The 23,227-nt window shown below is 57.2% G+C and carries 20 protein-coding genes, 1 tRNA gene, 1 pseudogene and 1 riboswitch; of the genes and pseudogenes, 15 read left to right on the top strand and 7 right to left on the bottom strand.

The window, feature by feature from the left end; genetic code table 11:
* Nucleotides 1–93 precede the first annotated feature (93 nt).
* Entirely contained in the window at nucleotides 94–507 is a 414-nt protein-coding gene (locus AC0J4F_RS23835; RefSeq protein ID WP_473024979.1) for a universal stress protein, read from the top strand.
* Between the two features lie 81 nt (nucleotides 508–588).
* On the opposite strand, the pseudogene AC0J4F_RS23830 reads toward AC0J4F_RS23835, so the two are convergent.
* From AC0J4F_RS23830 to AC0J4F_RS23820, 3 genes and pseudogenes are all read right to left on the bottom strand, one after another.
* Nucleotides 589–2,172, bottom strand: a pseudogene (locus AC0J4F_RS23830) (BCCT family transporter).
* A gap of 878 nt (nucleotides 2,173–3,050) precedes the next feature.
* Nucleotides 3,051–4,094 carry an alpha/beta hydrolase gene (locus AC0J4F_RS23825; RefSeq protein WP_473024978.1) on the bottom strand — a complete coding sequence of 348 codons (1,044 nt, stop codon included), beginning with the start codon at nucleotides 4,092–4,094 and terminating at the stop codon, nucleotides 3,051–3,053.
* Nucleotides 4,095–4,311: 217 nt separating this feature from the next.
* Nucleotides 4,312–5,328 (bottom strand): helix-turn-helix domain-containing protein, encoded by a 1,017-nt coding sequence (locus AC0J4F_RS23820; protein WP_473024977.1) that lies wholly within the window; start codon nucleotides 5,326–5,328, stop codon nucleotides 4,312–4,314.
* Between the two features lie 96 nt (nucleotides 5,329–5,424).
* On the opposite strand from AC0J4F_RS23820, the gene AC0J4F_RS23815 reads away from it, so the two are divergent.
* The 12 genes from AC0J4F_RS23815 (at nucleotide 5,425) to AC0J4F_RS23760 (ending at nucleotide 17,323) form a co-directional block, all read left to right on the top strand.
* Nucleotides 5,425–6,663, top strand: coding sequence for a DUF3179 domain-containing (seleno)protein (locus AC0J4F_RS23815; RefSeq protein WP_473024976.1), 1,239 nt, complete (start codon nucleotides 5,425–5,427; stop codon nucleotides 6,661–6,663).
* Between the two features lie 61 nt (nucleotides 6,664–6,724).
* Complete coding sequence (locus tag AC0J4F_RS23810) at nucleotides 6,725–8,395, top strand: sulfatase-like hydrolase/transferase (RefSeq protein WP_209176264.1); 1,671 nt, start codon at nucleotides 6,725–6,727, stop codon at nucleotides 8,393–8,395.
* Between the two features lie 56 nt (nucleotides 8,396–8,451).
* The gene (locus AC0J4F_RS23805) at nucleotides 8,452–8,772 is read left to right on the top strand and encodes a hypothetical protein (RefSeq protein WP_473024975.1); all 321 of its coding nucleotides are present in this window, start codon (nucleotides 8,452–8,454) and stop codon (nucleotides 8,770–8,772) included.
* Nucleotides 8,773–9,007: 235 nt separating this feature from the next.
* The gene (locus AC0J4F_RS23800) at nucleotides 9,008–9,196 is read left to right on the top strand and encodes a cysteine rich repeat-containing protein (RefSeq protein WP_473024974.1); all 189 of its coding nucleotides are present in this window, start codon (nucleotides 9,008–9,010) and stop codon (nucleotides 9,194–9,196) included.
* 51 nt (nucleotides 9,197–9,247) lie between these two features.
* Nucleotides 9,248–10,069 (top strand): hypothetical protein, encoded by an 822-nt coding sequence (locus tag AC0J4F_RS23795; RefSeq protein WP_473024973.1) that lies wholly within the window; start codon nucleotides 9,248–9,250, stop codon nucleotides 10,067–10,069.
* 75 nt (nucleotides 10,070–10,144) lie between these two features.
* Nucleotides 10,145–11,899, top strand: coding sequence for a sulfatase-like hydrolase/transferase (locus AC0J4F_RS23790; RefSeq protein WP_473024972.1), 1,755 nt, complete (start codon nucleotides 10,145–10,147; stop codon nucleotides 11,897–11,899).
* 98 nt (nucleotides 11,900–11,997) lie between these two features.
* Complete coding sequence (locus tag AC0J4F_RS23785; protein WP_473024970.1) at nucleotides 11,998–12,798, top strand: transporter; 801 nt, start codon at nucleotides 11,998–12,000, stop codon at nucleotides 12,796–12,798.
* A 40-nt stretch (nucleotides 12,799–12,838) separates the two neighbouring features.
* Nucleotides 12,839–13,945, top strand: a complete 1,107-nt coding sequence (locus AC0J4F_RS23780; protein ID WP_473024969.1) for an ABC transporter substrate-binding protein — start codon at nucleotides 12,839–12,841, stop codon at nucleotides 13,943–13,945.
* Between the two features lie 49 nt (nucleotides 13,946–13,994).
* Nucleotides 13,995–14,876, top strand: coding sequence for a tyrosine-protein phosphatase (locus AC0J4F_RS23775; protein ID WP_473024968.1), 882 nt, complete (start codon nucleotides 13,995–13,997; stop codon nucleotides 14,874–14,876).
* Nucleotides 14,877–14,887: 11 nt separating this feature from the next.
* Complete coding sequence (locus tag AC0J4F_RS23770; protein WP_473024967.1) at nucleotides 14,888–15,901, top strand: formylglycine-generating enzyme family protein; 1,014 nt, start codon at nucleotides 14,888–14,890, stop codon at nucleotides 15,899–15,901.
* A gap of 28 nt (nucleotides 15,902–15,929) precedes the next feature.
* A complete protein-coding gene (locus AC0J4F_RS23765; protein ID WP_209178000.1) occupies nucleotides 15,930–16,172 on the top strand; it encodes a DUF3302 domain-containing protein in 243 nt (80 codons plus the stop codon).
* Nucleotides 16,169–17,323, top strand: a complete 1,155-nt coding sequence (locus AC0J4F_RS23760; RefSeq protein ID WP_473024966.1) for an HlyD family secretion protein — start codon at nucleotides 16,169–16,171, stop codon at nucleotides 17,321–17,323. Before AC0J4F_RS23765 ends, AC0J4F_RS23760 begins: the two co-directional genes overlap by 4 nt.
* Nucleotides 17,324–17,667: 344 nt before the next feature.
* Here the strand turns inward: AC0J4F_RS23760 and AC0J4F_RS23755 are convergent.
* Nucleotides 17,668–17,741, bottom strand: a tRNA-Gly gene (locus tag AC0J4F_RS23755).
* A 151-nt stretch (nucleotides 17,742–17,892) separates the two neighbouring features.
* Between AC0J4F_RS23755 and AC0J4F_RS23750 the strand changes: the two genes are divergently transcribed.
* Nucleotides 17,893–18,687, top strand: coding sequence for an ion transporter (locus AC0J4F_RS23750; RefSeq protein ID WP_409689698.1), 795 nt, complete (start codon nucleotides 17,893–17,895; stop codon nucleotides 18,685–18,687).
* On the opposite strand, the gene AC0J4F_RS23745 is transcribed toward AC0J4F_RS23750, so the two are convergent.
* From AC0J4F_RS23745 to AC0J4F_RS23735, 3 genes are all read right to left on the bottom strand, one after another.
* Nucleotides 18,653–19,930 (bottom strand): glycoside hydrolase family 3 N-terminal domain-containing protein, encoded by a 1,278-nt coding sequence (locus tag AC0J4F_RS23745; RefSeq protein WP_133947951.1) that lies wholly within the window; start codon nucleotides 19,928–19,930, stop codon nucleotides 18,653–18,655. The genes AC0J4F_RS23750 and AC0J4F_RS23745 overlap by 35 nt on opposite strands.
* 137 nt (nucleotides 19,931–20,067) lie before the next feature.
* Nucleotides 20,068–20,634 carry a YigZ family protein gene (locus AC0J4F_RS23740; protein ID WP_133947949.1) on the bottom strand — a complete coding sequence of 189 codons (567 nt, stop codon included), beginning with the start codon at nucleotides 20,632–20,634 and terminating at the stop codon, nucleotides 20,068–20,070.
* A 7-nt stretch (nucleotides 20,635–20,641) separates the two neighbouring features.
* Nucleotides 20,642–21,778 carry a 2'-deoxycytidine 5'-triphosphate deaminase gene (locus AC0J4F_RS23735; RefSeq protein ID WP_473024965.1) on the bottom strand — a complete coding sequence of 379 codons (1,137 nt, stop codon included), beginning with the start codon at nucleotides 21,776–21,778 and terminating at the stop codon, nucleotides 20,642–20,644.
* Nucleotides 21,779–21,904: 126 nt separating this feature from the next.
* A riboswitch (SAM riboswitch) is annotated at nucleotides 21,905–21,984 on the top strand.
* 43 nt (nucleotides 21,985–22,027) lie between these two features.
* Between AC0J4F_RS23735 and AC0J4F_RS23730 the strand changes: the two genes are divergently transcribed.
* Nucleotides 22,028–23,227, top strand: coding sequence for an O-succinylhomoserine sulfhydrylase (locus AC0J4F_RS23730; RefSeq protein ID WP_473024964.1), 1,200 nt, complete (start codon nucleotides 22,028–22,030; stop codon nucleotides 23,225–23,227).

Below are 23,227 nucleotides of genomic sequence, written 5' to 3'. Positions count from 1 at the left end.
AGGGAGCTATTGTTGGTCCCAATTCAATTCGATTAAGATGTTTCGGGTCAAACAATTGACCGTTATCCGCCGTCCTTGATGGAAAGGGATGTTATGCCCAGCGACACTTCATTGATCCTCTGCCCGGTCAATCTGCGCCATGTGCAGTTGAACGTCACCGCTTATGAAGAAGCCATGGCCATGGCACGGCGCAGGCAGGCAAAGCTTTTGGTGGCGACCATCGCTCCTGAAATGGAACGGAACCTCAACATTCGGGATTCCGCTTCCTACTGGGAAAAGCAGCTAAAGAGTTTCGTTGAGCAGCATCCTGCAGAGGGGATCGAACAGGAGACAGTTGTCCGTCTCGGCGCGGTACACCGGCAGATCGTGAAGCTCGCAGATGAGCGGAACGTGGATCTTATCGTGATGGAGTCAGCCAATCCACGTGTTCAGGATTACCTGCTTGGCACCACCGCCAGCCACGTCGTCGCGCATGCAAAATGCTCGGTCTATGTTGTCCGGGGTTAACGCGGGAACCGAAGATTCAAGGACGGCCTTTGATAGGGTGGTGAACGCCCCCGTACGGATCGGGGGCGTTCAAACCGGGGCCTAAAGCTTGCGGTGCTCGGACCGCAGCGCCAGCCATAGGCAATAGCACATGACCAGGACGACCATGGTGAAAGGAATTCCCATGGAGACCGCCGCCCCCTGAAGTGCGTTCAGCCCACCGCCTAGTAGCAGGGCTATGGCCACCAGACCTTCAAGTGTGCACCACCAAACGCGCTGAACAACAGGTGCGTCCAGCTTGCCGCCGGCTGTGATCGTGTCGATCACAAGGGAACCGGAGTCCGACGAAGTGACAAAGAAGATCACAATGAGAACGAGCGAGATCGGTGCCACGATGCTGTAAAGCGGCAGCTCCTTCAAGAAACCGAAGAGCGCGCCTTCCGGTGCGTAGCTATCGATGACCGTGGCCCGCACACCTTCTGCACCGCCCGCATTCAGCATGTCGATCGCAGCGCCGCCGAAGGTGGACATCCAAAGTGCACAGACTGCGGTCGGGGCGATCAGGGCGCACAGGACAAACTCCCTCACCGTCCGGCCGCGCGAAATACGGGCAATGAACATGCCGACGAAGGGCGACCAGGCAATCCACCAGGCCTAGTAAAAGGTTGTCCAGCCATGGAAGTAACTGGTGTCTTCCCTGCCAAACGGATTGGAGAGCGCGGGAAGTAGGGTCACGTAGTCGACCATCACGCTGAAGTACCGCGAGAAGGCGGCACCGATCCCGGTCACGATGACGACAAAAAGAAACAGGCCGACGGCCATGATCATGTTGATTTCAGACAGCCGCTTCACGCCTGCATCCATGCCGAGCAGCACGGACCCGAGCGCGATCAGTGTGATGCCGACGATGATAAGAACGGTAAGCGTTGGCGACGGTGCAATGCCGAAGACCTCGTTTAAACCGGCTGCAACTTGTTGTGCGCCTAAGCCGAGTGACGTGGTCAGGCCAAAAAGCGTCGCGAATACCGCGAGTGTGTCGATGACATGACCCCAGAACCCCCACACCTTTTCCCCGAGCAGAGGGAAAAACGCTGACCGCAAGGTCAATGGCAGGTTGAGGTTATAGGCGAAGATTGCCAGCGACAGTCCGACGGCCGCTTAGACGGCCCAACCTTCGAGCCCCCAATGGTGAATTGTGCCGACGATGCCGATGTATTCGTTGCCGGGTTGGGTGATGTCGATGCCAAGCGGCCGCGCGCCGCCGTTTTCGGAGAAGTTGTAATAGACAGGCTCCAGTACCCCGAAGAAAAGCAGACCAATACCGATGCCTGCAGCAAACATCATGGCGATCCAGCCCGCATAGGAGTAGTCGGGTTTGGCATCCTTACCGCCAATCCTGACCTTGCCGACCGGCAGTACGATCAGCGCAAGGCAGAAAAGGGTGATCGCGTTGACCGACAGCACCAGGAACCAGTCGAACGTGCTCGTCAGCCAGGGGCGCAGCCAACCAAAGAAAGCTGCGGCAGCCTCCTGATTGGCAAGCGCTGCAATAACGAAGCCCAGGATCAGGATCCCTGAGACGATGAAAACCGGATTGTGGATGTCCAGCCCAAGCGGACGGATATTGTCTTGTCCCAGTTCGTATTCCGTCTCGAAATCCCATACCCTTGGGTCTGGATCGAGCATCTTTTTGTGACTTGTGTCTGCCATTGTCTCCCCCTCCTGGCTTATACTATCGGAGTAGACTGGCACGGCAGGCAGGTTCTGTCTAACGCTGCGGCAGAAAAGTGATCATTGTCTGCTTCAAAAAGAGGCAGGTGATCAGTAATAGATATTCAAAGGCCCGCCGCGTTCAGAATAAAAACACAACAATACTATCACGACATTAGGTCATGTTGCGGGCAGGTGCGTGCCGGGGGAGGGGAGTCAAGGCTTTGAGATCACTGGAGCGGGTGAAGGGAATCGAACCCTCATCTTAAGCTTGGGAAGCTTCTACTTTAATTATAAATTCTAAAAAATATATAAAAATCAGTAATTTGATTTAATAAATAATCCAGACTTCGACTGATGGGCAATTGTGCCTGGGTATGGAATGAGAAAGGATTGTTCGCCCGATTATTGCTGGGGGCAGTTTAATTGGAGGAATGCAGCGCAGAGTACCGACCTGCTGTGTTAGGTAGCTAAGGCTCAACGCCACGCCCTCAATCCCACCCATCTTCGAACAATTGTCTCGCCCATGCGCGCGCAGCGTGCCTGGTCTCGTGTTTTGAGAGCTCGGTCTGCAAGGCGCATGAGAAACAGCAACTCATCGTTGCCGAAGTTCTGGGCAGGGAGGGTGGCGCTGACCAAGATAGTTTTAACTCTGTTTTGTCGATGAGCCGGCGGGTCGCTAACGGCGCTGATATGGTGATAAGCGAGCGATGCCTTTTTTAATTCATTCGCGAAGGCAATTGAGAGTGCATCGCCCATTATGCGCTAGCGGCCTGGAAGGAATTCGTGTTCAGGGGCGTCTGGGACACCATTTAAGAAATCTGCTCACCGGGCTGCTTCTTCGGCGAGGTTTTCTACCGGTCCGGTGACGTGATCACGATCCCGAGGCCGCGGTCGATCAATGGTTCGAGCGGCCGTGACCGGCCATTCGACAGGTCGAATTGCAGTCCAACCGTTTCAATGCCGCGTTCCTCTAACATGTCGCGGACCAGTGGTGCGAAATCTCCCGCATCGGCATAGCGTCCGTGACGGGCAGGGTCATTTGCCGACAATTCCGTAACGTCCACAACGATCGCACCCAGTTCCGACAACTCCTCGTCGTTTTCATAAGCGCCGACCCGGCTGACGCCACCGGCTATCTTGCGGGATAAACGCAACGCAACATCATCCCGCGCGACCAAAATGATGAACGGGCGGTCCGGTCTGCCGATCCGCCGCATCTGCGCCTTGAAAAGATCCACATCTATGTCCGGTGCCGCAATGATGACTTGGGAGAATTTCCGTTTGTCTCCGATAATGTTCTCAAGATGCGCCTGCCGGATGCCTTCCATGAGCAAAAGGCTGCCCATCGAGTGTGACATAAGAACGATCTCGCGCGCCGACGTCTCGTTGAGGGTTGCCAGCGTTTCCACCAAACCATCCCGCGCAACCATGGTGCTGTTCAAGTCAAAGAGGTATTCAAGCGTGTTCCCGCTGGAGCCCCAGGTCACCAAAACCGGCACACCCTTGTAGCCGGTATCATGGGCCAGTTGGGTCAGCCTGTAGGTGGCTTCGGCAAAGCTTGTGTTGTAGCCGTGAATGAAAACAAAGACATTGCGTTGATCGGGCGCGCGCCGGCTGAGTTCCTGCTCAATCGCTTGCCTGAATGCCGCGTTGCCGGAAAGCCGGGAGGTATCGCGAACAGTGAAGTGGCGTTCTGGATCGCCCGGAAATGTTCTGGGCCACTCGATTTCTCCGGGCTTGTGGCCCGGCGGCACCGAAAGGGTCACGGAGGCGTAGGAGATCCGATCGCTGCGGTCTCCTTCAAAGAGAGTGCCGAATGTCTCGGCTTCTGCCCGGGCACTCGCCACAAGGATGGTGTGCGGCGTGCCTGCCGATTGTGCCGTTTCGTTCGTCAAAAATGCATCCACAGAGTACCGGGCGGCGCAGCCGGACGTGCCGGCGAGCAACACAAGAAGCCCCAGGCCTGCTAACGCCTTAAAGGCATATCGGTGCACTCGAAAGCGGATCCGTGGGATCCTTGTTGAAGTTTCCTTCGCCATACCAGCCGTGATCGCCTGCCCAAATTAAGAAATACGAGACTGACGGGTCGGATGCAGACTTGCACGGCTTTTTTCAAGAAGATGTCGTGGAAGACCGCAGGAGGGTTTGAGACGGCAGCTCTTGAAACCAGCGCTTATAGTCGGTGGCAAATTGCCCGACGTGAAGAAATCCCTGTTCGGCCATAACGTCTGCAACGGTGATTTTGCCCGGGTCCGCCTGCAACAGTTGACGGCGCGTTTGGGCGAGCCTCCAGGATTTCATAAACGCAGCCGGCCCGACCCCAAATCTGTCCTTGAAAGCGATTTCCAGTGCGCGGCGAGACAGGCCAGCTTCGGCGCACAACTCGGGAAGGCGCACGTCTTCGATCTCACCTGCATCAACCATTTCCAGGATCCGGGTCAGCACCCGCTGTGATGTATGCAGTCCAGCCGCACGGGGATGAAGGCCCGCCTGGGCCAGCCAGCACCCAATCAAGTCTTCTACCAGAGCATCGAGCGTCAGGGTATCGAACTGCGGCGCTGGGGAGTTAAGCGAGCACAGCACGTTCTGCGCCCGACTCAACAGGGCGTTGGGTACCTTAAATATGGTCTGTAAACGGTAGGGATTTAAGTCCGGTGCGCCGAGGCGCGCGACATAACGCGCAAAATCGGCCAGGTTTATCGAGAGGAGATATACTTCAAAGTCATTGCCTGAGATCGACCGCCACCCAACGCCGGGGTAGTAAACCAGAACGGAGTCGGAGGCCGTCTCTTTGCCACACCACCACAACCTCGACATGGTCGGGCCCGGGATCGTGAAAGTGAGTTTCCCCGGGGGAGGGGCGCCGCGCTGATCCAGATTTTGATGGAAGCGCGCATAACTCAGCTCGAAGGACGCGAACGTCCCTTGAAGGATGTGGGCAACACGGCCGTCGTCTGACTGTGCTGTCAAAGGCTGGAACTGAATATCCCAATACTGAACCTCGTGGCACAGTTGATCCACGTGGCAGAAGTCCGCGACCAATGTCGCCTGAAACGCCGGTTGATACACGGGTCTGTTCAAAAGAGCGGCTTTCCGTTTCGCAATTTCGATCACTCCAGACTGCATCATAAACTACACTTTTTTCAACTCTGCCCGAGGGAACAAAATCTTAGGCTATTATGGTCTTGTCAAAATTGACGTTTGGGCAGTGGGAGCGCGATGCAGATGGCAGTCATTGGAAATATTGCTTTTTACCTTGGTCTTCTGACAAGCGTTGGGATTGGAGCCGTCTATTTTCGAGACCTCGGGGATGTCAGTCAGATGGTCCTCAAGGTCAAGCGGGCCAACATGGTCCGTTTCATCCGGAACGAGGGCCGGTTTGTTGCCGCAGGTCTGAGCGGTGCAGCGGTCATGACCATTGCCCATTTTGCTTTGGGTGGTGGGCCATTTTGGCTGTGGCTGATCGCTAGCGTCCTTTGCGCCGTTCTCTATGGGTTTCCAGCCGTTTGGGTGCACATTGGCCTGCGGAACCAGAAAAACAGTGCCAAATACTATTCGATCGCAGACGCCCAGGAGTGGGTTAGCCCGTCCAGTCCAGTCGTTGTCGTTGAAAATAGGGGAGTGGCCCGTGCGCATCCTGATGCGCAGATCATGCGGCCGCATCTTGCGGGCAATGATGAAGGCCTCGCCGGCGAAAACGTCGTCATGACCTATTGTGCGATGGCCAATCTCGGCATTGGCTACACGCCGGAAGTTGAAGGCCAACCATTGGACCTCAAGGTTCTTGCCCAGCATGGCAACAATCTGATCCTGCGCGATAATACGACAGGTGAACCGATCCAGCAGATCTATGGGTTCCGGGAAAGGGATGTCGCCCCGTCAGCCGATGGCCCTGTCTGCCCGGCGCGTCCGGACCTGCGCATGAAATCCTGGCCGACATTCCGCATGACATTCCGAGGATTTCAAAAGGCGTATCCGAACGGGACCGTTTTCATCAACAAACCGCCGTCGAATCCACTGTTGGCGCTCTTCGACATGGTTCTGGAGACCGTCTTTTCATCAGAAATCGCAAAACAACACCGTATAGCCAAGCCGGTCATGGACAATATGACCCGGCACGACACCCGGCTCCACAACAAGACGTATGTCTGGGGTGTCGACATCAACGGTGATGCAGCCTGCTGGACAGACGATTTCGTGGTCGAGAACGGCAATCTCGTCAACGCGGCGGTCGGTGGGCAGGATCTCGTAATCGCCTGGCATCCGAAGTTTGAAAGCCTGGGTGTTTGGATCAACGACACCGGCAGCCCGATCGACGAAATCGACTTCTCCGGCAACACGAACAAAGGGCCGCTCAAACGGGCGTCAATGTTGAAACCCGGCATGTTCTGGCACGTATGGGCCGAATATTACCCGCATACAGACATCAACCGCACCGGACACGCTGCGGAGGCCGCCGCATAAGACATTAAAAGGCCAGAGGGACATCCAAGTCCGTTCGAAAATGGCTGGAGGGGACGAAGGAATGACAAGAAGATCACTTGCAACGGTTCTCATCGGATTGATGTCGATGGGGACCGCGTCAGCGCAAGACACAGATATCATTCACGATGCCGAGTACTACATTCTCCAGGCTCAAAACGGCGCCCAATGGGCCGAGGATGATGCGGCGGTTGACCGGTTGCTCGAACAATTCCGCGCCGGCAATGGCGGCAAATCTCCCAACATCGTGTCCATACTGGTCGATGATCTCGGGTTCGGCGACATGGGAATTCCCGAGCTGAATGCGGTTCGTGGAATAGAAACGCCAAATATCAACCGGTTCTCGGACGAAGGCATGCGCATGGTCCGCATGTATACCGAACCGTCCTGTACGCCAACGCGGGTTGCACAAATGACCGGCCGACTGCCGGTCCGTATGGGAATGGGGGATACCACGGTCGACATCGCAGGGTTTGGCCTGCCTGGAAACGAAGTGACGCTCGCCGAGGTTCTCAAGGAGGCGGGCTACGCAACGAGCCATGTCGGAAAGTGGCATATGGGCGATATCGCCGAAAGCTGGGCCATGAACCAGGGATTTGATTACGCCCAGCACGCGGTGCACCAGCAAGGACAGCTGACCATCTTCAACGACGATGCCATTCGCGAACAGGTGTCCGTCGGCATCAAGGACTTTGAAGATGACTACATTGTCGACAATTGGTTCCGTCCTGATCCAGCGGCGATGATGACTGTGATCGCCGGTGAAGCCGGCGGTCCGATCCGCGAAATCCGGATGGCCCCGGGCGAGCGCTGGAATGCCGAAAAATATGATGCCATGAACGAAGCGTTTCAGCTGAAAACGATCTCCGAGCTGAAACGGCTCTCTGAGGGAGACGCGCCGTTCTTTTTGCAATACTGGCCCATGATCCCGCTCGACAATACCCGTGCCGGACGGGACGGTCCGGAAAGTGTGAATGGCGGTCTCTACGCCGACAAGCTCCAGCTCCTGGACAGCTATCTTGGAGACCTGTTTGCCGAAATGGAAGCGGTCGGCGTGGCAGACAACACGATCGTGGTCCTGATGGGCGACAATGGCCATTTCACGAAGTATTCGCCGCAATCCGGTTTCACACCCATGATCTACCGTGGGGGCAAGGGCGACACGACCGAGGGCGGTGTCCGGGTCGATGCCTTTATCCGTTGGCCGGGCATGATTGAAGCCGATTCCATGGTGAACAACATCATCCATGTATCTGATCTCTATACGACCTTGTCGCGGTTCGCAGGCGCAGAAGGCTTTATACCGCGCGACAGGCTTGTTGATGGGGTCGACCAGTCGGCCGCCCTGCTTTTTGCCGATGAATCCAAAACCCGCCGCGATCACGTGATCATTTACTCGGTTGCAACGCCGAAAGCGCTTGTAAAGGACCACTTGCGCCTGAACCTTCCGGGGCCCGGTGAAAGCGCAATCCTTGCCAACTTCTATGACATCTACCGGGACACTCACGAGAAATATCCGGTGTCGACAGAGGTCGGTGCATGGGGCGGGCAAGAGTTCGTCCGGATCCTCGGACGGCATTTGGCGCGCAAGGAGAAGTATCCGGACACCGGACCGGCTCGCGGAGTTCCCTATGAAGGGATCGAAAACATCCGCCCTGAAACCCAAGCGGCAGTTGAGGCTTTTCTCGTGAAACAGGCTTCCGTTCAAAAGTGAGGAACAGCAGTCCCAATACCCGACGTCCGGGATGAAGAAAGATCCAGGAGAAAAACATGCGCATGAAACTTGTATTGGCGACACTTTTGACGGCCTGCGCTTTCTGGCTGGCAGACATCCGGCTTGAAGAGGACACCGTCGAAAGCGGTTTTGTGGCTGGTATCGCGATTGGCGCGAAGAAAGCCTTGGCGCAGCGCGGTCCCGGCACGGTGCATGGCACGGCGCGGCGAACCTCGCGCAGAACAACGCGGCGCGTGGTTCGCCGCACGTCAGTCGCGGGCTGCACCCCATACCGCGCCTATTACAACTGCGGCGGCGTTTATTACCAGGCCGTTCAGGAAGGCGGCACCACGGTCTATGTTGTGGTCAATCCGTAAGCGGAGATGAGATATGTTGAATGCAGTGAAGCGCTCGTCCGCTATCGGCCTCGTACTCGGTTTGGGTCTCATTTCTCCTGCCCATGCACAAGGGGTGCTGGAGGCCTGCTAACCTGAAATTGTCGAGTTCTGTTCAGCCGTAGAACCAGGCAATGGGCGGGTACTGTCTTGCCTTTATGCGCATGAAACCAAAATCAGCCGGACCTGCGGAGACGCGTTCGATGATATTGGCGATGTGATCGATGGCCTGTTCTTTACCATCGGCTCCACGCTCGCGATTTGCGACGCAGACTTGCAAAAACACTGCGCGGACACGCGCTTCGGTCAGGGGCGCCTGTTGAGTTGCCTGGCCGAAGTGCAGGCAGATCTGGAACCGGCCTGCAGCGGTGTGGTTGCAGAGTTGTCCGGCGAACTGGCCAATTGACGTAGCGGCACATAAGCTGAAGGTCACACCAAGGACTTCAACGAGAGACACATGACATTCCACAACCTGAAATCAAAAACTGCAAAACTGTGCATTGGAACGCTGGTCTCGTGCGTTCTCCCGGCCACTGGTCTTGCAGCGGATCTTCCGCAAGCCCCAGTTCCAGTGAATGAGCGCGTCAACAAGACATGGGAATTTGTGCTGGCACCCTATTTCGTCGGAGCGAATATCGTCGGGACATCCCAGATCGGCCGCTTGCCGTCCACGGACATCGATGTCGGCACCTCAGACATCCTGTCGAACCTTCGTTTTGGCTTCATGGGCCGGGCAGAAGCGGTCTATCAGCAGCGGTTCGGCGCGATGGTGGATGTGGCTTACATGAACCTTGCGAACTCGACCGACGCGCTCTTGCCGGGCGGGCGCATCCGCGTTGGCGGTGATCAGCTGATCGTGGAGGGCATGCTGTTCTACCGGGCCTACTCAACACCGCAATCGTATGTCGACCTCATTGCGGGCGCGCGGTACTGGGACATCAATCTCGATTTCAATCGCACGGGTACCGTTGCCGGCAATTTCGATATTTCCCGCGGCGCCGACTGGATCGATCCCGTCATCGGGGTTCGCGGATTTCACAAGCTAAACGAAAAATGGTCCGTGAGCGGCCGCGGAGACATTGGCGGTTTCGGAGCCGCGTCCGACTTCACCTGGAACGTGCAGGCCGGCATCGGGTACCACTTCAACCAGATCTGGTCGACGCATCTTCAGTACAAGGCACTCGGCGTTGATTACAGCAACGGCAAGTCGGGCATCGACAGCTTTGCTTACGACACCGTCACGCACGGACCGCTGCTCGGCGTTGTGGCGCGGTTCTAGGGGTTTTGGGACTTGCCGCCACTGAGCGGTGGTTGGCCCAGTCTTACTACGGTAACCTTTTGGGAGGGACTATCTATGAAATGGTTACGAAGCTGCCGAAACGGCAGTGCACTTGCGGCGCTTCTTGCAGGATCGGCGTTGATCCTGCCTCAGAGCGCTTCGGCCCAGGATGGGACGGAAATCATCCATGATGCGGAGTTTTATGTGCTTCAAGCCCAGAACGGGGACCGTTGGGCGGAAGAGGATGAAGGACTTCAGGCAAAGCTTGCTGAGCTTGAAGCGCGCTTTGGCACCAAGCCCAACCTTATTCACATCATGTGGGACGATACGGCTTATGGTGATCTGGGCATTCCTGCGATCCAGGCTGTGCGCGGGCTGAACACGCCGAACATCAATAAACTTGCCGAAGACGGCATGATGTTCACGCGCATGTACACGGAAGTCGGATGTACCCCGAGCCGCGCCGCGGCCGCCACGGGACGGATGGCGATCCGATCCGGCATGTACAATATTGGCATGCTGCAGGAAAGCCACGGTCTGCACGCCGATGAGGTGACAATGGCCGAGGTGCTGGGTGACGCGGGCTACAACACCGCGTTCTATGGCAAGTGGCACCTTGGAGATATCGAGCAAAGCTACCCGCACAACCAGGGTTTCGACGAGGCTCTGTTCACCGGCTACAACCAGATCCTGTCGCTCAACACGCGTGAAGCCGAGCAGGGCAACGCTTCCATCGGGTTGTTCGAAGACATGCTGGTCGAGAACCCCTACAAGCTCGATGACACCTTCGTCACCAAGGATTGGGTGATGGTGGCCGAAGGCACAAAGGGCGGTGAGACACTGCAATGGCGCGACAACACCACGGAAACTTATGAGAGTATCGACGCTGAAGGTTTGGACCGCATGTTTGCGTTCATGGAGCGCAGCGTGGAAGCCGGGGAGCCGTTCTATGTGGCCAATTGGCCAATCATGGCGAACTTCATGCCTATCCGTCCTAAATGCACGCGGGCCCGTGCGCTTTTGCAGAACGGCCTGCAATGTACCGTCGATCCGATGATTGCCGATATCCGTGCCAAACTCGAAGAGTTGGGTGTTTCGGAGAACACATTGATCGTGGCGATGGCTGACAACGGACCGATGTCCCACAATCCGCCTCCGGGCACAGGTTTTGCCGAGACGATCTTCCGCGGTGGAAAGGGCGACTTCCTGGAAGGCGGCGTGCGCGTGCCTGCCTTTGCCGTCTGGCCGGGCATGATCGAGCCCGGATCTCTCCCAGGAGACATGATCCACATCACGGATTTGTTCACGACCTTCGCTAGCCTTGGCGGCGCAATGGGCAACATCCCGACTGACCGTGTGATCGATGGTCTGGACCAGACATCGCTGCTGCTCAATGGCGATGGTCACAGCCGGCGCGACTATACCTTCACCTATGCCGGGCCAATGCTTGGCGCGATCGTGAAGGGGGACTACAAGCGGCACTTTATCTCGCCCGACCCGGTTGGGGATGCAAGCGGCATTCCGGCGGCCTTCTACTTTCTGCCATCGGATCCGCGGGAGGTGCAGCCCATGCTGACCAACCTCATTCACCTGAAGCGGCCGTTCAACCGGATGCGGCTGCGCCACGACCTTTGGAAGGAAAAGTACCCGGATCGTCCGGAAACGCACGGTATTCCGTGGACGGGCATTGCAAACGCTTCCGAGCAGTTGAAGCGCGAGCAGGACCCTCAGCTTGTGCTTGGCGACCTGCCCTTCGATCCGCTCGAGTACATTGAGCACCTGGACGAGTTGCCGTTTGATCCGGCCGCTGATCCGAGCATCGGCCAGTAACACTGGTGCCCGGCCTCAGAGCCTTGAGGCCGGGTCCATGCCCTGATTGTGCCGGGATTTGCCGATCTCCCTGATGTGTCTGATTGTAACGGAATGATATGCCGCAAAAACACGGTTTTTCTTCGTTGGCTGTCTTCGGTTTGGCATGTGGTATCAGCCTGCCAGCTCAAGCCGATACCAACGAGGATCTTGCCAAGCAACTCGCAAATCCGATCGCTTCCCTGATTTCTGTTCCCGTTGAGGTGGCGCACGACCGGGGACTTGGCACGAGCGGAGACGGTCATTCCACAGCTCTTGTCGTGAAACCGGTCATTCCTTTTCGCATCAACGACAGCTGGAACATTATCTCCCGCACAATCATTCCATATATCACAACCAGTGACGTCACCCCCGGCGAGTACAAACACGGCTTCGGGGACGTGCAACAAAGCTTCTTTCTGTCGCCGAATGCCGCCGGGCCCGGTGGCGTGACGTGGGGTGTTGGACCTGTTCTTCAGATCCCGCTTTCTGCCAACAGCGGGTTGGGCACCAATGAGTGGGGGGCAGGCGTTACCGGGGTGGCGCTGGCGCAACCCGGGCCCTGGACCATCGGTATCTTGGCAAACCACGTCTGGAACGTGGATGCTGCTGCTCCCGAGCAAAGCAAGACATTCCTTCAGCCATTCCTGAATTACACCACCGAAACCTCATGGACGTTTACGGTGAACACGGAAAGCACCTACGACTGGGTCAATGACCAATGGACTGTGCCAATGAACTACAAGATCGCCAAGTTGGTGTCCGTCGGTGGGCAGCGGATCAGCCTTTCCGCCAAAGCAACGCATTGGGTGGAAAGCCCTTCGGCAGGTCCGAGGGATTGGGGCGCAACTCTTGGTGCAACATTCTTGTTCCCGAAATGAACTCCGACAGGCAAGCAGGTTTTAATCAGGAATCCATGTGATGTTTAACAGAAGACAGTTGATCCAAGCCGGCGGAATGGCACTTGCGGCCGGTCAGGGACTGTGGAGCCCAGCCGCATCCGCTCAAGGTTCGCTGCTGCCCATCACAGTGTCGAGTTATCTTTTGGATCGCACCCAGGCCCTTTTTGATGGCAGCGTTGCAATTGAAGGGACAGACGCTGAGTTCGTTCAAGGGGCCATCGGGGACATGAACACGGCCGCTTTTACCGGGACCGGCCGTAACGAAATCACTGAGCTTGGCCTCCACCCGTTCATGCTTGCACATGCCAATGAAGGGTTCCGCGATTACGCCCTTCTTCCGGTTTTCCTGCTGCGCCAGTTCCGGCACAAAAGTGTTTTCGTGCGCACCGGCGCCGGGATCGAGAAGCCACAAGACTTGGCGGGAAAGCGGATAGGAACCGCCGGCTATTCCTCGACGTCACTGACCTGGATCCGCGGTATTTTCGAAGAGGAATACGGCCTCCGTCCGCAGGATGTGGAATGGCTGATTTCGAACGCTGACAGTTCGGCAGCCGTTGCGGGTGCCGTATCAGCACAAGAAAGCCAGATCCCCGCCGGTATCACCGTCACACAGGGAAAACCCGGGCTCGATGAGTCCGAGCTGCTGTTATCCGGCGAGGTGGATGCCCTTTTTCATGCGGCAACACCGGCGGCCTTTGTTGAGGGGGATACCCGCATCGCCCGTTTGTTCCCGGATTTCAGGTCTGTTGAGCAAGCGTACTTCGAAAAAACCGGCGTATTTCCGATCATGCATGTGCTGGCGATCCGGCGGGACACGGCAGCCGAGCACCCGTGGCTCGCCAAAGCCGTTTTCGACGCCTATTCAGAGGCCAAGTTCAAAGCGTACAGGACCAAGGATCGCCTGACTTGGGCAACGGACATGTTGCCCTGGTACAGTCAGGAACTCGACAACACCCGCCAGTTAATGGGGCGCAATTTTTACCCCTACGGGATCGAACCGAACCGGACAACGCTTGAAACCCTGTTCCGCTATTCGCACGAACAGGGCCTTGCGGACCGGCTCCTGACAGTTGAGGAGACTTTCCTGCCAGAAAGTCTTGAGTTTACGGAAGTGACCCGGCCGTGAAGGCTGAAACAAGGCAAGCGTATCCGTTACCTGAAAAAGGAGACTGCAGATGATGACTTTAAAGCGTGCATGGTCGGCTTTTCCTGTCGTGTTGCTTGTTGCTTGCGGCGTCGCATCAGCTGAACCTGCTCTCAAGCACGGCCTTGAAGGTCAGCCGAACTTCCGAGATCTTGGAGGATATCAAACGTCCGATGGACAGACCCTTCGTACCGGTCTGGTTTTTCGGTCAGGTGAGCTGCCACGCACAACTGATGCCGATCTTGAGACCCTCAAGGACCTTGGCGTGAAAACCGTCGTCAACTTCCTGACGGAAGGTGAGATCGAATATCGTGGACCCGACCGGTTGCCCGCTGGCGTTCGGGAGATCAGTCTGCCGATCACCGGAGATATCGGCGGTAATCCAGATGCGGCAAACATGCTGATTGAGGCGCGAAAGACCGGAGACTTCAGGCGGTTTCCGCCCGAGTTCAATCCGCAGATACACGAAGAGCTCGTGAATGGGCTGGCCGATGACCAATATGCTGCCCTTTTTGACATCCTCGCTGACGAAGCGAATTACCCGGTGGTCTTTCACTGCTCTCATGGGGTCCATCGGACGGGCACCGCGGCTGCTTTGATCCTGACCGCGCTCGGTGTTCCCTGGGAAACGGTCCAAGAAGACTACCTGCGGTCCAACGAAACCCGAGCGGTCGAAGTCATCCCGCGCATCGAACACTTGAAATCGCTTGCTATGGACATCGAGATGCCGACAAGTGAAAGAGCCAAGAACGATGCCGCAATCGAGGCATTTTATGTCCTGGAGCCGTCCTACATTGATGCGTCGCGCAAGGAGGCCGAAAAAAGTTATGGCAGCCTCAAAGCCTACATTGGAAAAGGTCTCAATCAATCGGACGATGACCTGGACCACTTGCGGTCGTTGCTCCTGGATTAAGAAGGGATCTTATGTTCCGGATTGAAACGCATACCATTCGGTTGGGTCGTCTTGGCCTTATGGCTGCTCTGATTTTTGCGGCTCATGTTCCTACTGGAGTAACGGTTGCGCTTGCCGAAAGTCATGGATTTGCGGGCCTTGAAGGGGGAACCTTCGCCATGGGGTCGGGCAAGCACTACCGGGAAGAGGCGCCGGTCCGCCAGGTCACCTTGCGGCCGTATTCCATTCAAAAGACGGAAGTGACAAACGCCGAGTTCGCAGCGTTTGTGGAAGCGACCGGTTATGTAACGACGGCCGAGAAGGACCTGGATCCGGCGGACTACCCGGATCTTCCCCCGGACCTTCTGAAAGCAGGGTCTATGGTGTTCGCCCAGCCAAAAGAAGCTGTTGCGCTGAATGACATCAATTTGTGGTGGCGCTATGTGCCAGGTGCTCAATGGCGGCATCCCCGTGGCCCCGAAAGCTCGATAGAAGGCCTTGAAAACCATCCCGTCGTTCAGGTGTCGATCGAGGATGCAAAGGCTTATGCGGACTGGGTAGGCGGCCGCCTTCCGACAGAAGCCGAGTGGGAGTTCGCAGCACGCGGCGGGCTGGATGGTGCGCAATTCTCGTGGGGCGAGGATTACGATCCATCAGAAGGCTGGAAGGCAAACACCTGGCAGGGCGTCTTTCCAAGTGTTGACACCGCGGAAGACGGTCATCATGGCAGTGCGCCCGTCGGTTCCTATGCTCCCAACGGGTATGGATTATACGACATGGCCGGAAATGTCTGGGAATACGTGTCCGACTGGTGGATCCCTGGCCATCCGACCAAGGATCAAACCAACCCGGGCGGCCCGTCCAAGACGCTCGCAGAGCAGTTTGCCAATTCAGCTGTTGGCGCCCGGCATGTGGTCAAGGGCGGTTCCTGGCTCTGTGCACCGTCGTACTGCTTTCGTTACCGACCCTCAGCGCGTCAACCGGCGGAGAGGAGCCTTGGCTCCAATCACATCGGCTTTCGGATCGCGCGTGATGGTGTGAACTAACTAACTGGAGGCAGTTTTGGACCCTCTCATGATTTTCGCGCTGATCGTGCTGCTGGTGTTGCTGGCAACGCTCATCGGCGGGTGGCTGTTTCTTGCTGTCTGGCCCGGAAAAATCGCAAAACGGCGGGGGCACCGGCGTGCGGAGGCCGTGGCGATGTGCGGCTATTGGGGCGCGCTTACTCTTGGCCTTTTGATGCCTATCGCTTTCATCTGGGCTTACACAGACGGTGAGGAACCAGTACGGAACAGCGGTGTGGAGGGTGACGCGTGATTGTTTTCCTGACCCTTTGTTACTGTGCTGTTCTGTTCGGTCTCATCAAGGCTGGTGTCATCCGGCTCACCACTTTCTGGAAGATCTCGCCTGTCCTGTGGCTGGTTTTGCTGCTGGTGGTGCTGTTCATTCCCATGCAATGGGGGGCGCCCAGCGGCCCCATCCGCTCCTATACGTCGGTCATCGAAATTGTGCCCAACGTCTCCGGGGAAGTGACCGAGGTGCCGGTTCAGCCGCTGCTGCTGGTGAAAAAAGGAACGGTCCTTTTCAAGATCGATCCAGAACCGTTCGAAGCGGCGGTTTCCCGCAGCCGGGCTGCGCTTGCAGAAGCGGAACAAGCGGTTCCGCAACTTGAGGCAAATTTCAGGGCTGCCGAAGCGTCGGTGTCAGAAGCTGCGGCAAATCGGGATCGGGCCAAGGACGAGTTCGATAGGCTGCGCACGGCCAACGAGAATGCGACAGCTTTGGGCCGCCAGAGTACGCCGTTTTCGGAAAGCGATGTTGAACAACTCCGGCTCACCTATCTTGCGTCCGAAGCCTCGCTGACCCGTGCCGAGGCGACAGCAGAGCAGGCGCGTCTCGCCTTTGCCTCTGAAATTGATGGTCAAAACACAACAGTTGCACGCCTGGAAGCAGATCTACGCCGGGCGGAATTCGATTTGCGCGAAACTGTCATCAGAGCGCCGGCAGATGGGTATGTCCTCGCGTTGACCTTGCGTCCGGGTCAAAGGGTCAGCAACCTGCCGCTCCGGTCCTGGATGGCATTCGCACCAGTAGCGACTGGCCGGGTTGTTGCCTCCATCCCGCAAACGCGTGTCCGGTTCATTGAACCGAACCAACCGGCTGAAGTCACGTTTGCCTACCTTCCTGGCAAGGTGTTCACCGCGCAGGTGGAGTCACTTGTGAGGATCACCGCAGCGGGCCAGTTGCCGCCAAACGGGATCCTGCCATCCCTTGCGCCCCATCACGGACCGAACGAAACAATGGGCGTGGTGCTCCAAATTGACGACAGTGGCGGTGGCTTTGCAGAGATGCCTGGCGGGATTGGCGGGACCGCGGCGATCTATACACAAACGGCGGGCGCAACACATTTGATCCGCAAGGTGATGATCCGAATGGATGCCTGGTTGAATTATCTGCGTCCGAATTAGATAAAATGTGGTGCCAAACGGGTGGTTCTTTATGTGGGCGCTGGAAGTCCGCTTTGGGCTTTAGACCGTTCCCGCTCCCTTTACCCATTCGATGCGGCAGGCTGTCCAAGCGTGTATGCGCGCGGACGGCAGATTGGACAGTTAGGCCGGCAATGGACAGCCGCGATGCAATTTGTAAAAGGTTGAAAACTGCCCTTTCGGACGGCAAGGACGGGAGATTTTCTATTAAGTCTTAGAGTGAATATGCCGTGCAAAACGGGATGGCAAAACGCGGTCGTGTGTTTCCCCCGTGCTTCCCGAAAAAACGGGAAGTGGAGAAGTTGTTTATAAGTTATTGAAATCATTGGAGCGGGTGAAGGGAATCGAACCCTCGTCTTAAGCTTGGGAAGCTTCTGCTCTACCATTGAGCTACACCCGCTTGAGCCCATCTTTAGTGCGCTCAGTCCGGCGAACTGTCAAGCGGTGGAATTGTGTTATCCCGCCCGCTGCCATCTTGCCAAGACCGGCCCGAACCTCCATGTTCCGCGCGGCGCAGCGCCTTTGGAATATTTCAGGCTCCGGAACAGACTATGCGGGAAAAAATCAAAGCCCTGGTTACCTCACGCACGTGGGAATACTGGATCATCGCGATCATCGTCGTGAATGCGATCACGCTCGGGCTGGAAACCAGCCCGTTCGTCATGGACCGGTTCGGGTCGGTTTTGATTGCAATCGACCAGACGATCCTCGGCATATTCGTGATCGAAATCGCGCTGCGTCTGTTTGCGCATGGCTTGCGCTTTTTCAAGGATCCCTGGAGCCTCTTTGATTTTTTCATCGTAGCAATCGCATTGTTGCCGTCCAGCGGCACGCTCTCAGTCTTACGCTCGCTCCGCATCCTGCGTGTTCTGCGCCTGATTTCCGTTGTTCCATCTCTGCGGCGGGTTATTGGCGGGTTGATTGCCGCCTTGCCGGGCATGGGGTCCATCGTCGTTCTGATGGCGCTGGTGTTCTATGTGTTCGGAGTGATGGCGACCAAACTCTTTGGGGCATCGTTTCCCGAATGGTTCGGTGATCTTGGGGCATCGCTCTATACGCTTTTCCAGATCATGACGCTGGAAAGCTGGTCCATGGGGATCGTCCGGCCGGTCATGGAAGTCTATCCGCTCTCTTGGATCTTCTTCGTGCCGTTCATCCTGTGCACGGCTTTCACGGTTTTGAACCTCTTCATCGGTATCATCGTCTCCGCCATGCAGGAGGAGCATGAAGCGGAAGCCGACGCCAACCGCCAAGCGATTCATGATGAAACGGGCCTCATTTTGGAAGAAGTGAAAGCCTTGCGGGCCGAACTCAAGGAGCTGCGGGAGCAGACGGCAAAATCGTAGTTGCTGCGGCGTAGGAGGGTGGTGTGTTCTTCGGTCCAGTGCCCAGTCTTGCAGACTGCGGTTCTGGCCAAACGCCCACCCGAAACCGGCTGAGGCGGTGTTTTAAGGCGGCAACCCGCGCGGCAGCCTGGTCAACCTGTGCTTCACTGATCCGGCCATCCACAACGGCGGCCACAATAGCGGCGTTGACCCGGTCACCGAGCTGAGGATCGGTCCGGTCAAAACTGGAAAAGAGCACAATATCATTCCCGGCGGCGATCGCTTGCACCGCTGCGTCTTCGATCGAAAACCGATCAGAGACTGCATCCATTTCCAGATCGTCAGTGATGATGACAGCATCTTTGCCGGCCAGGGTTCTGGCCTCCGCAATCCCCTTTTTCGAAAGAGAGGCTGGAGTTTCTGGCGTGTCGGAAAAGCGCGGGTGAACAAGATGGCCCATCATCACCATGTCCACCCGGTCCTGCTGCCTGAGCGCGCGATAAGGCTCCAGTTCATGCTCGCGCCAGGACTGGCTGATCACCGGCAAACTGGAGTGGCTGTCCGCCGTTGAAGATCCGTGTCCTGGAAAGTGCTTGAGTGCTGTTGCTATTCCAGCGGCCTGATGGGCGGCAATAAAACCCGCAGCACAATTGGTAACTGTGGCCGGGTCAGCGGAAAAACTCCGCTTCTTCTTGCCGATAATCGGATTGTCCGGGTTGATGTCCACATCAACGACGGGGCCGTAGTTGACGTTGATGTTGTAGGCGCCGAGTTGGGCGGCCCGGCGGGCATAATAAGCGCGGACCTTGCGAGGTGCACAATTGTCTGTGGCGGTTGGAAGGTTCTTCGCCGCGCTCCAGGTCATGGGATCGCCAAGAGGGGCGAGACGCTGCACCTGGCCGCCTTCCTGATCAACTGCGATAAAGATAGAAGACACGGAACCTTGATCGGCAAGGTGGCGAGTCAAGGTGGTCAGCTGGTCGGGTGTTTGAATGTTGCGGCCAAGCAGCATAACGCCACCGATGCGGCCACTTTCAAGTTGGCCGCTGACAGCCATGACACCCGGATCCAATGGGCTGGTGCCGTTAAACCCAACCATGATCAGTTGACCGACTTTCCGCTCCAAAGGGCTGGCTTCTGGCCCACCGGAAATGAGCCGATTAGGTCCGGCTTGAAAGAGGGTAATCCACAGTGCAGCAAGGAGAAAAGGGACGAACAGCAGCATGGCGGTCAAGGCCAGAGATCGTTTCGTCGCTGAAAACAAGCCTTTTACTCCACTCCAGAAAACGGATGCTGATCCTCTGTTCTTGTCAAGGTAGCGCCGCGGGCGTGAGAAAGCGATCTTATCGATCGTCTGGCGATAATGATCGTGGCAGCGGACTGCGGCTTGGGCTTCGAGTTCTAACCGTCCGCGGTGCCGTCAAGGGCATCCAGGAGATCCTCCGGCCCTTCAACGATCAGGACCACTCCGGTTTCCGTGTAGTCGCGCGAGACCACGTCCAGTCCGAGGCCAGTGATTTTCCGTTCCAGCTCGGAGCTCGATGCAAAGTCTGCGCTGACCCTCTTGCGGGAGAGCTTCTGGAAGGGCACCAATTCGGCATTCGCGATCGCGTCTTGCGCAGCGCCTGAATAGGCGCGGGCAAGGCCCCCGCCGCCCAGCTTCGTACCACCGAAGTACCGGACGATTAAAACAGCGCAATTGATCAGGTCTGCGCCCTGCAGAACGCGCAAGGTCGGCATTCCGGACGTGCCGGCAGGTTCGCCATCGTCCTTGCCGCTTTCCTCGATCCGGTCATCATCGAGAAGCCGCCGGTGCGCGGTTACAATATGATTGGCTTTGCGGTGTTCCTTGCGCAGTTCTTCCAGACGGGTGTCGAACTGCTCAATCGGCACCAAGAAGGCCAGGAACCGGGACTTCCGGTCTTCCAGGAAGCCTTCGTATTCGCGGGTGATGGTTTTCAAGGACATTCAGTGTTCAGGTTGATGCCTTGAAATGCTTGGAGAGCTTCAAGGCTTGGCCCTGATAGTTGGAGCCGATGCCCTCGCCATAAAGTGTCGCGGGCCGTTCGGCCATGTGTTCATAGACAAGGCGGCCGATGGTCTGCCCGTGTTCCACGATAAAGGGCACGTCATGGGAGCGGACTTCCAGAACCGCGCGTGAGCCTACACCGCCAGCGCCCGCATGGCCGAAGCCGGGATCGAAGAAACCGGCATAATGCACCCGGAACTCCCCGACCAGTGGATCGAAGGGCACCATCTCGGCGGCATAGTCCGGTGGGACGTGCACGGCTTCCTGGCTGACGAGTATATAGAAAGCGTCCGGATCAAGGATCAGTTCAGCATTCTGCCGGCGGTAGATCGGTTCCCAGAAATCAAGCGGGTCTTGAGCGCCGACCAGATCAACATCAATCAGCCCGGAATGATGTTTGGCGCGGTAACCGATCAGGCTGCCCGGGCCTTCGCCTTCGAGATCAATGGAAAGCTGGACACCGCCGCCGATCCGCTCATTGCCGCCGCTCATCAGGGTTTCTGATTTGTGGATGCCTTCAAGATCAGCATCCGGGATCAGCGATTGTCCCCGCCGGAAGCGTATCTGACTGAGGCGGGAGCCGGAACGCACCAGGATCGGGAAAGTAAGCGGCGAAATTTCTGCATAAAGCGGTCCGGCATAGCCGGCTGGAATGGTGTCGAATGCCTGGCCATTGTCCGTAATTACGCGGGTGAACACATCAAGACGCCCGGTGGAGCTTTTTGGATTGGCCGTTGCCGAAATGTCGGGCCGCAGCGCCAGGCTTTCCTGCAACGGAACGATGTAGACGCACCCCGTCTCTAGAACGGCCCCGTCCTGAAGATCAATGGTATGAAGCTTCAACTGCTCTAAGCGGTCCGCCACCTTGATGTCCGGACCGGGCAGAAAACTTGCGCGTACCCGGTAGGCAACGGTTCCAAGCCGTAGATCGAGGCTCGCAGGCTGAATTTGACCTTTGACAGGGGGTTGCGCTGCGCAAATCTCCTGCGCTGCGAACATCGCCTGAATGACTCGCTCGGGCAAAATTCCGCTCGCGGCGATCAATGCGCTGCCTGTGGTGCTTTGGTCCGCTGATACGTTCATCAATTCATCCTGCAATCGTCGTCTAACGTCCTTAACGGATGCGGCTGGCCCCGCCAACTCTCTTTCTGGCCAATCTCAGGAAAAGGGGGAGGTAGATTGACCGAAAGCCCATTTTCGCTTAAGTGAAAGCCACCTCGTGGTGATTTGGGCCGGCCGGCTTGCAGCCACGTTAAACAAGTCGCTAAAAAGGCCGGAGGTGCAAACCCCGGTCTTGAGGCTGGGGTTTTTTCGTTTGGAGCGAACATCGACATGACTGACACCAAGAACACCGCCGGAACCAACTGGCGCCCTGCAACCGCACTCGTTCATGGCGGCACGACCCGCTCACCTTTCGGCGAGACGTCCGAGGCGATGTTCCTGACACAGGGTTTTGTGTACGACAGTGCGGAAGCGGCCGAAGCACGGTTCAATGGTGAAGATCCGGGGTTTGTCTATTCGCGGTATGCCAACCCAACCGTCGCGATGTTCGAAGACCGCATCAAGATGCTGGAAGGCGCGGAAGCTGCGCGGGCAACCGCCAGCGGCATGGCCGCGGTCAATCTTGCCCTGATGGCGTCGGTCAAGGCGGGGGATCATGTGGTTGCGGCGAAGGCCCTTTTCGGCTCGTGCCGCTACATCTGCGAGACCCTGCTGCCGCGTTTTGGTGTTGAGAGCACGCTGGTCGATGGGACGGACATCGAGCAGTGGAAAGCGGCCGTCAAGCCGAACACCAAGGCCCTGTTCCTGGAAAGCCCGACCAACCCGACCCTGGAAGTCATTGACATCGCTGCGGTTGCGGAAATTGCAAAGTCGGTTGGTGCGCGCCTGATCGTTGACAACGTGTTCGCGACGCCGATGTACCAGTCTCCTCTGAGCCTCGGCGCGGATGTGGTCATCTATTCCGCCACCAAACACATTGACGGGCAGGGGCGGTGTCTTGGTGGTGTGGTTCTGTCGGATGAAGAGTGGATCACCGAAGAGGTGATGCCTTTTGTCAAACACACTGGCCCGCACATGAGCCCGTTCAGTGCCTGGGTGCTTTTGAAGGGGCTCGAAACATTGCCGCTGCGCGTGGCACAGCAGACGAACAGTGCCGGCCAGATTGCGGACTTTCTGGCGGGTCAGTCCAAGGTGACACGCCTGATTTACCCGGGGCGGGACGATCACCCGCAAGCCGAGATCGCCAAGCGTCAGATGCGCGGTGGTTCGACGATGGTGGCGCTTGAAATCGAGGGCGGCAAGGAGGTTGCATTCCGGTTTGTGAATGCGCTGGACCTGATCCGGATCTCTAACAACCTCGGTGATGCCAAAAGCCTGATCACCCACCCGGCAACGACCACCCACCAGTCGATCGGTGAGGAAGCCCGCGCCGAGCTTGGCATCACCGACGGCATCCTGCGCCTTTCTGTTGGTCTGGAAGACCCGCAGGATCTTCTTGAGGACGTCGAAAAGGCACTGGCGGCGATATAG

Source organism: Roseibium sp. R5, from assembly GCF_055755305.1.
The sequence above is the reverse complement of the archived record's forward strand: the minus strand, read 5'-3'. Positions and strand labels throughout refer to the sequence as shown.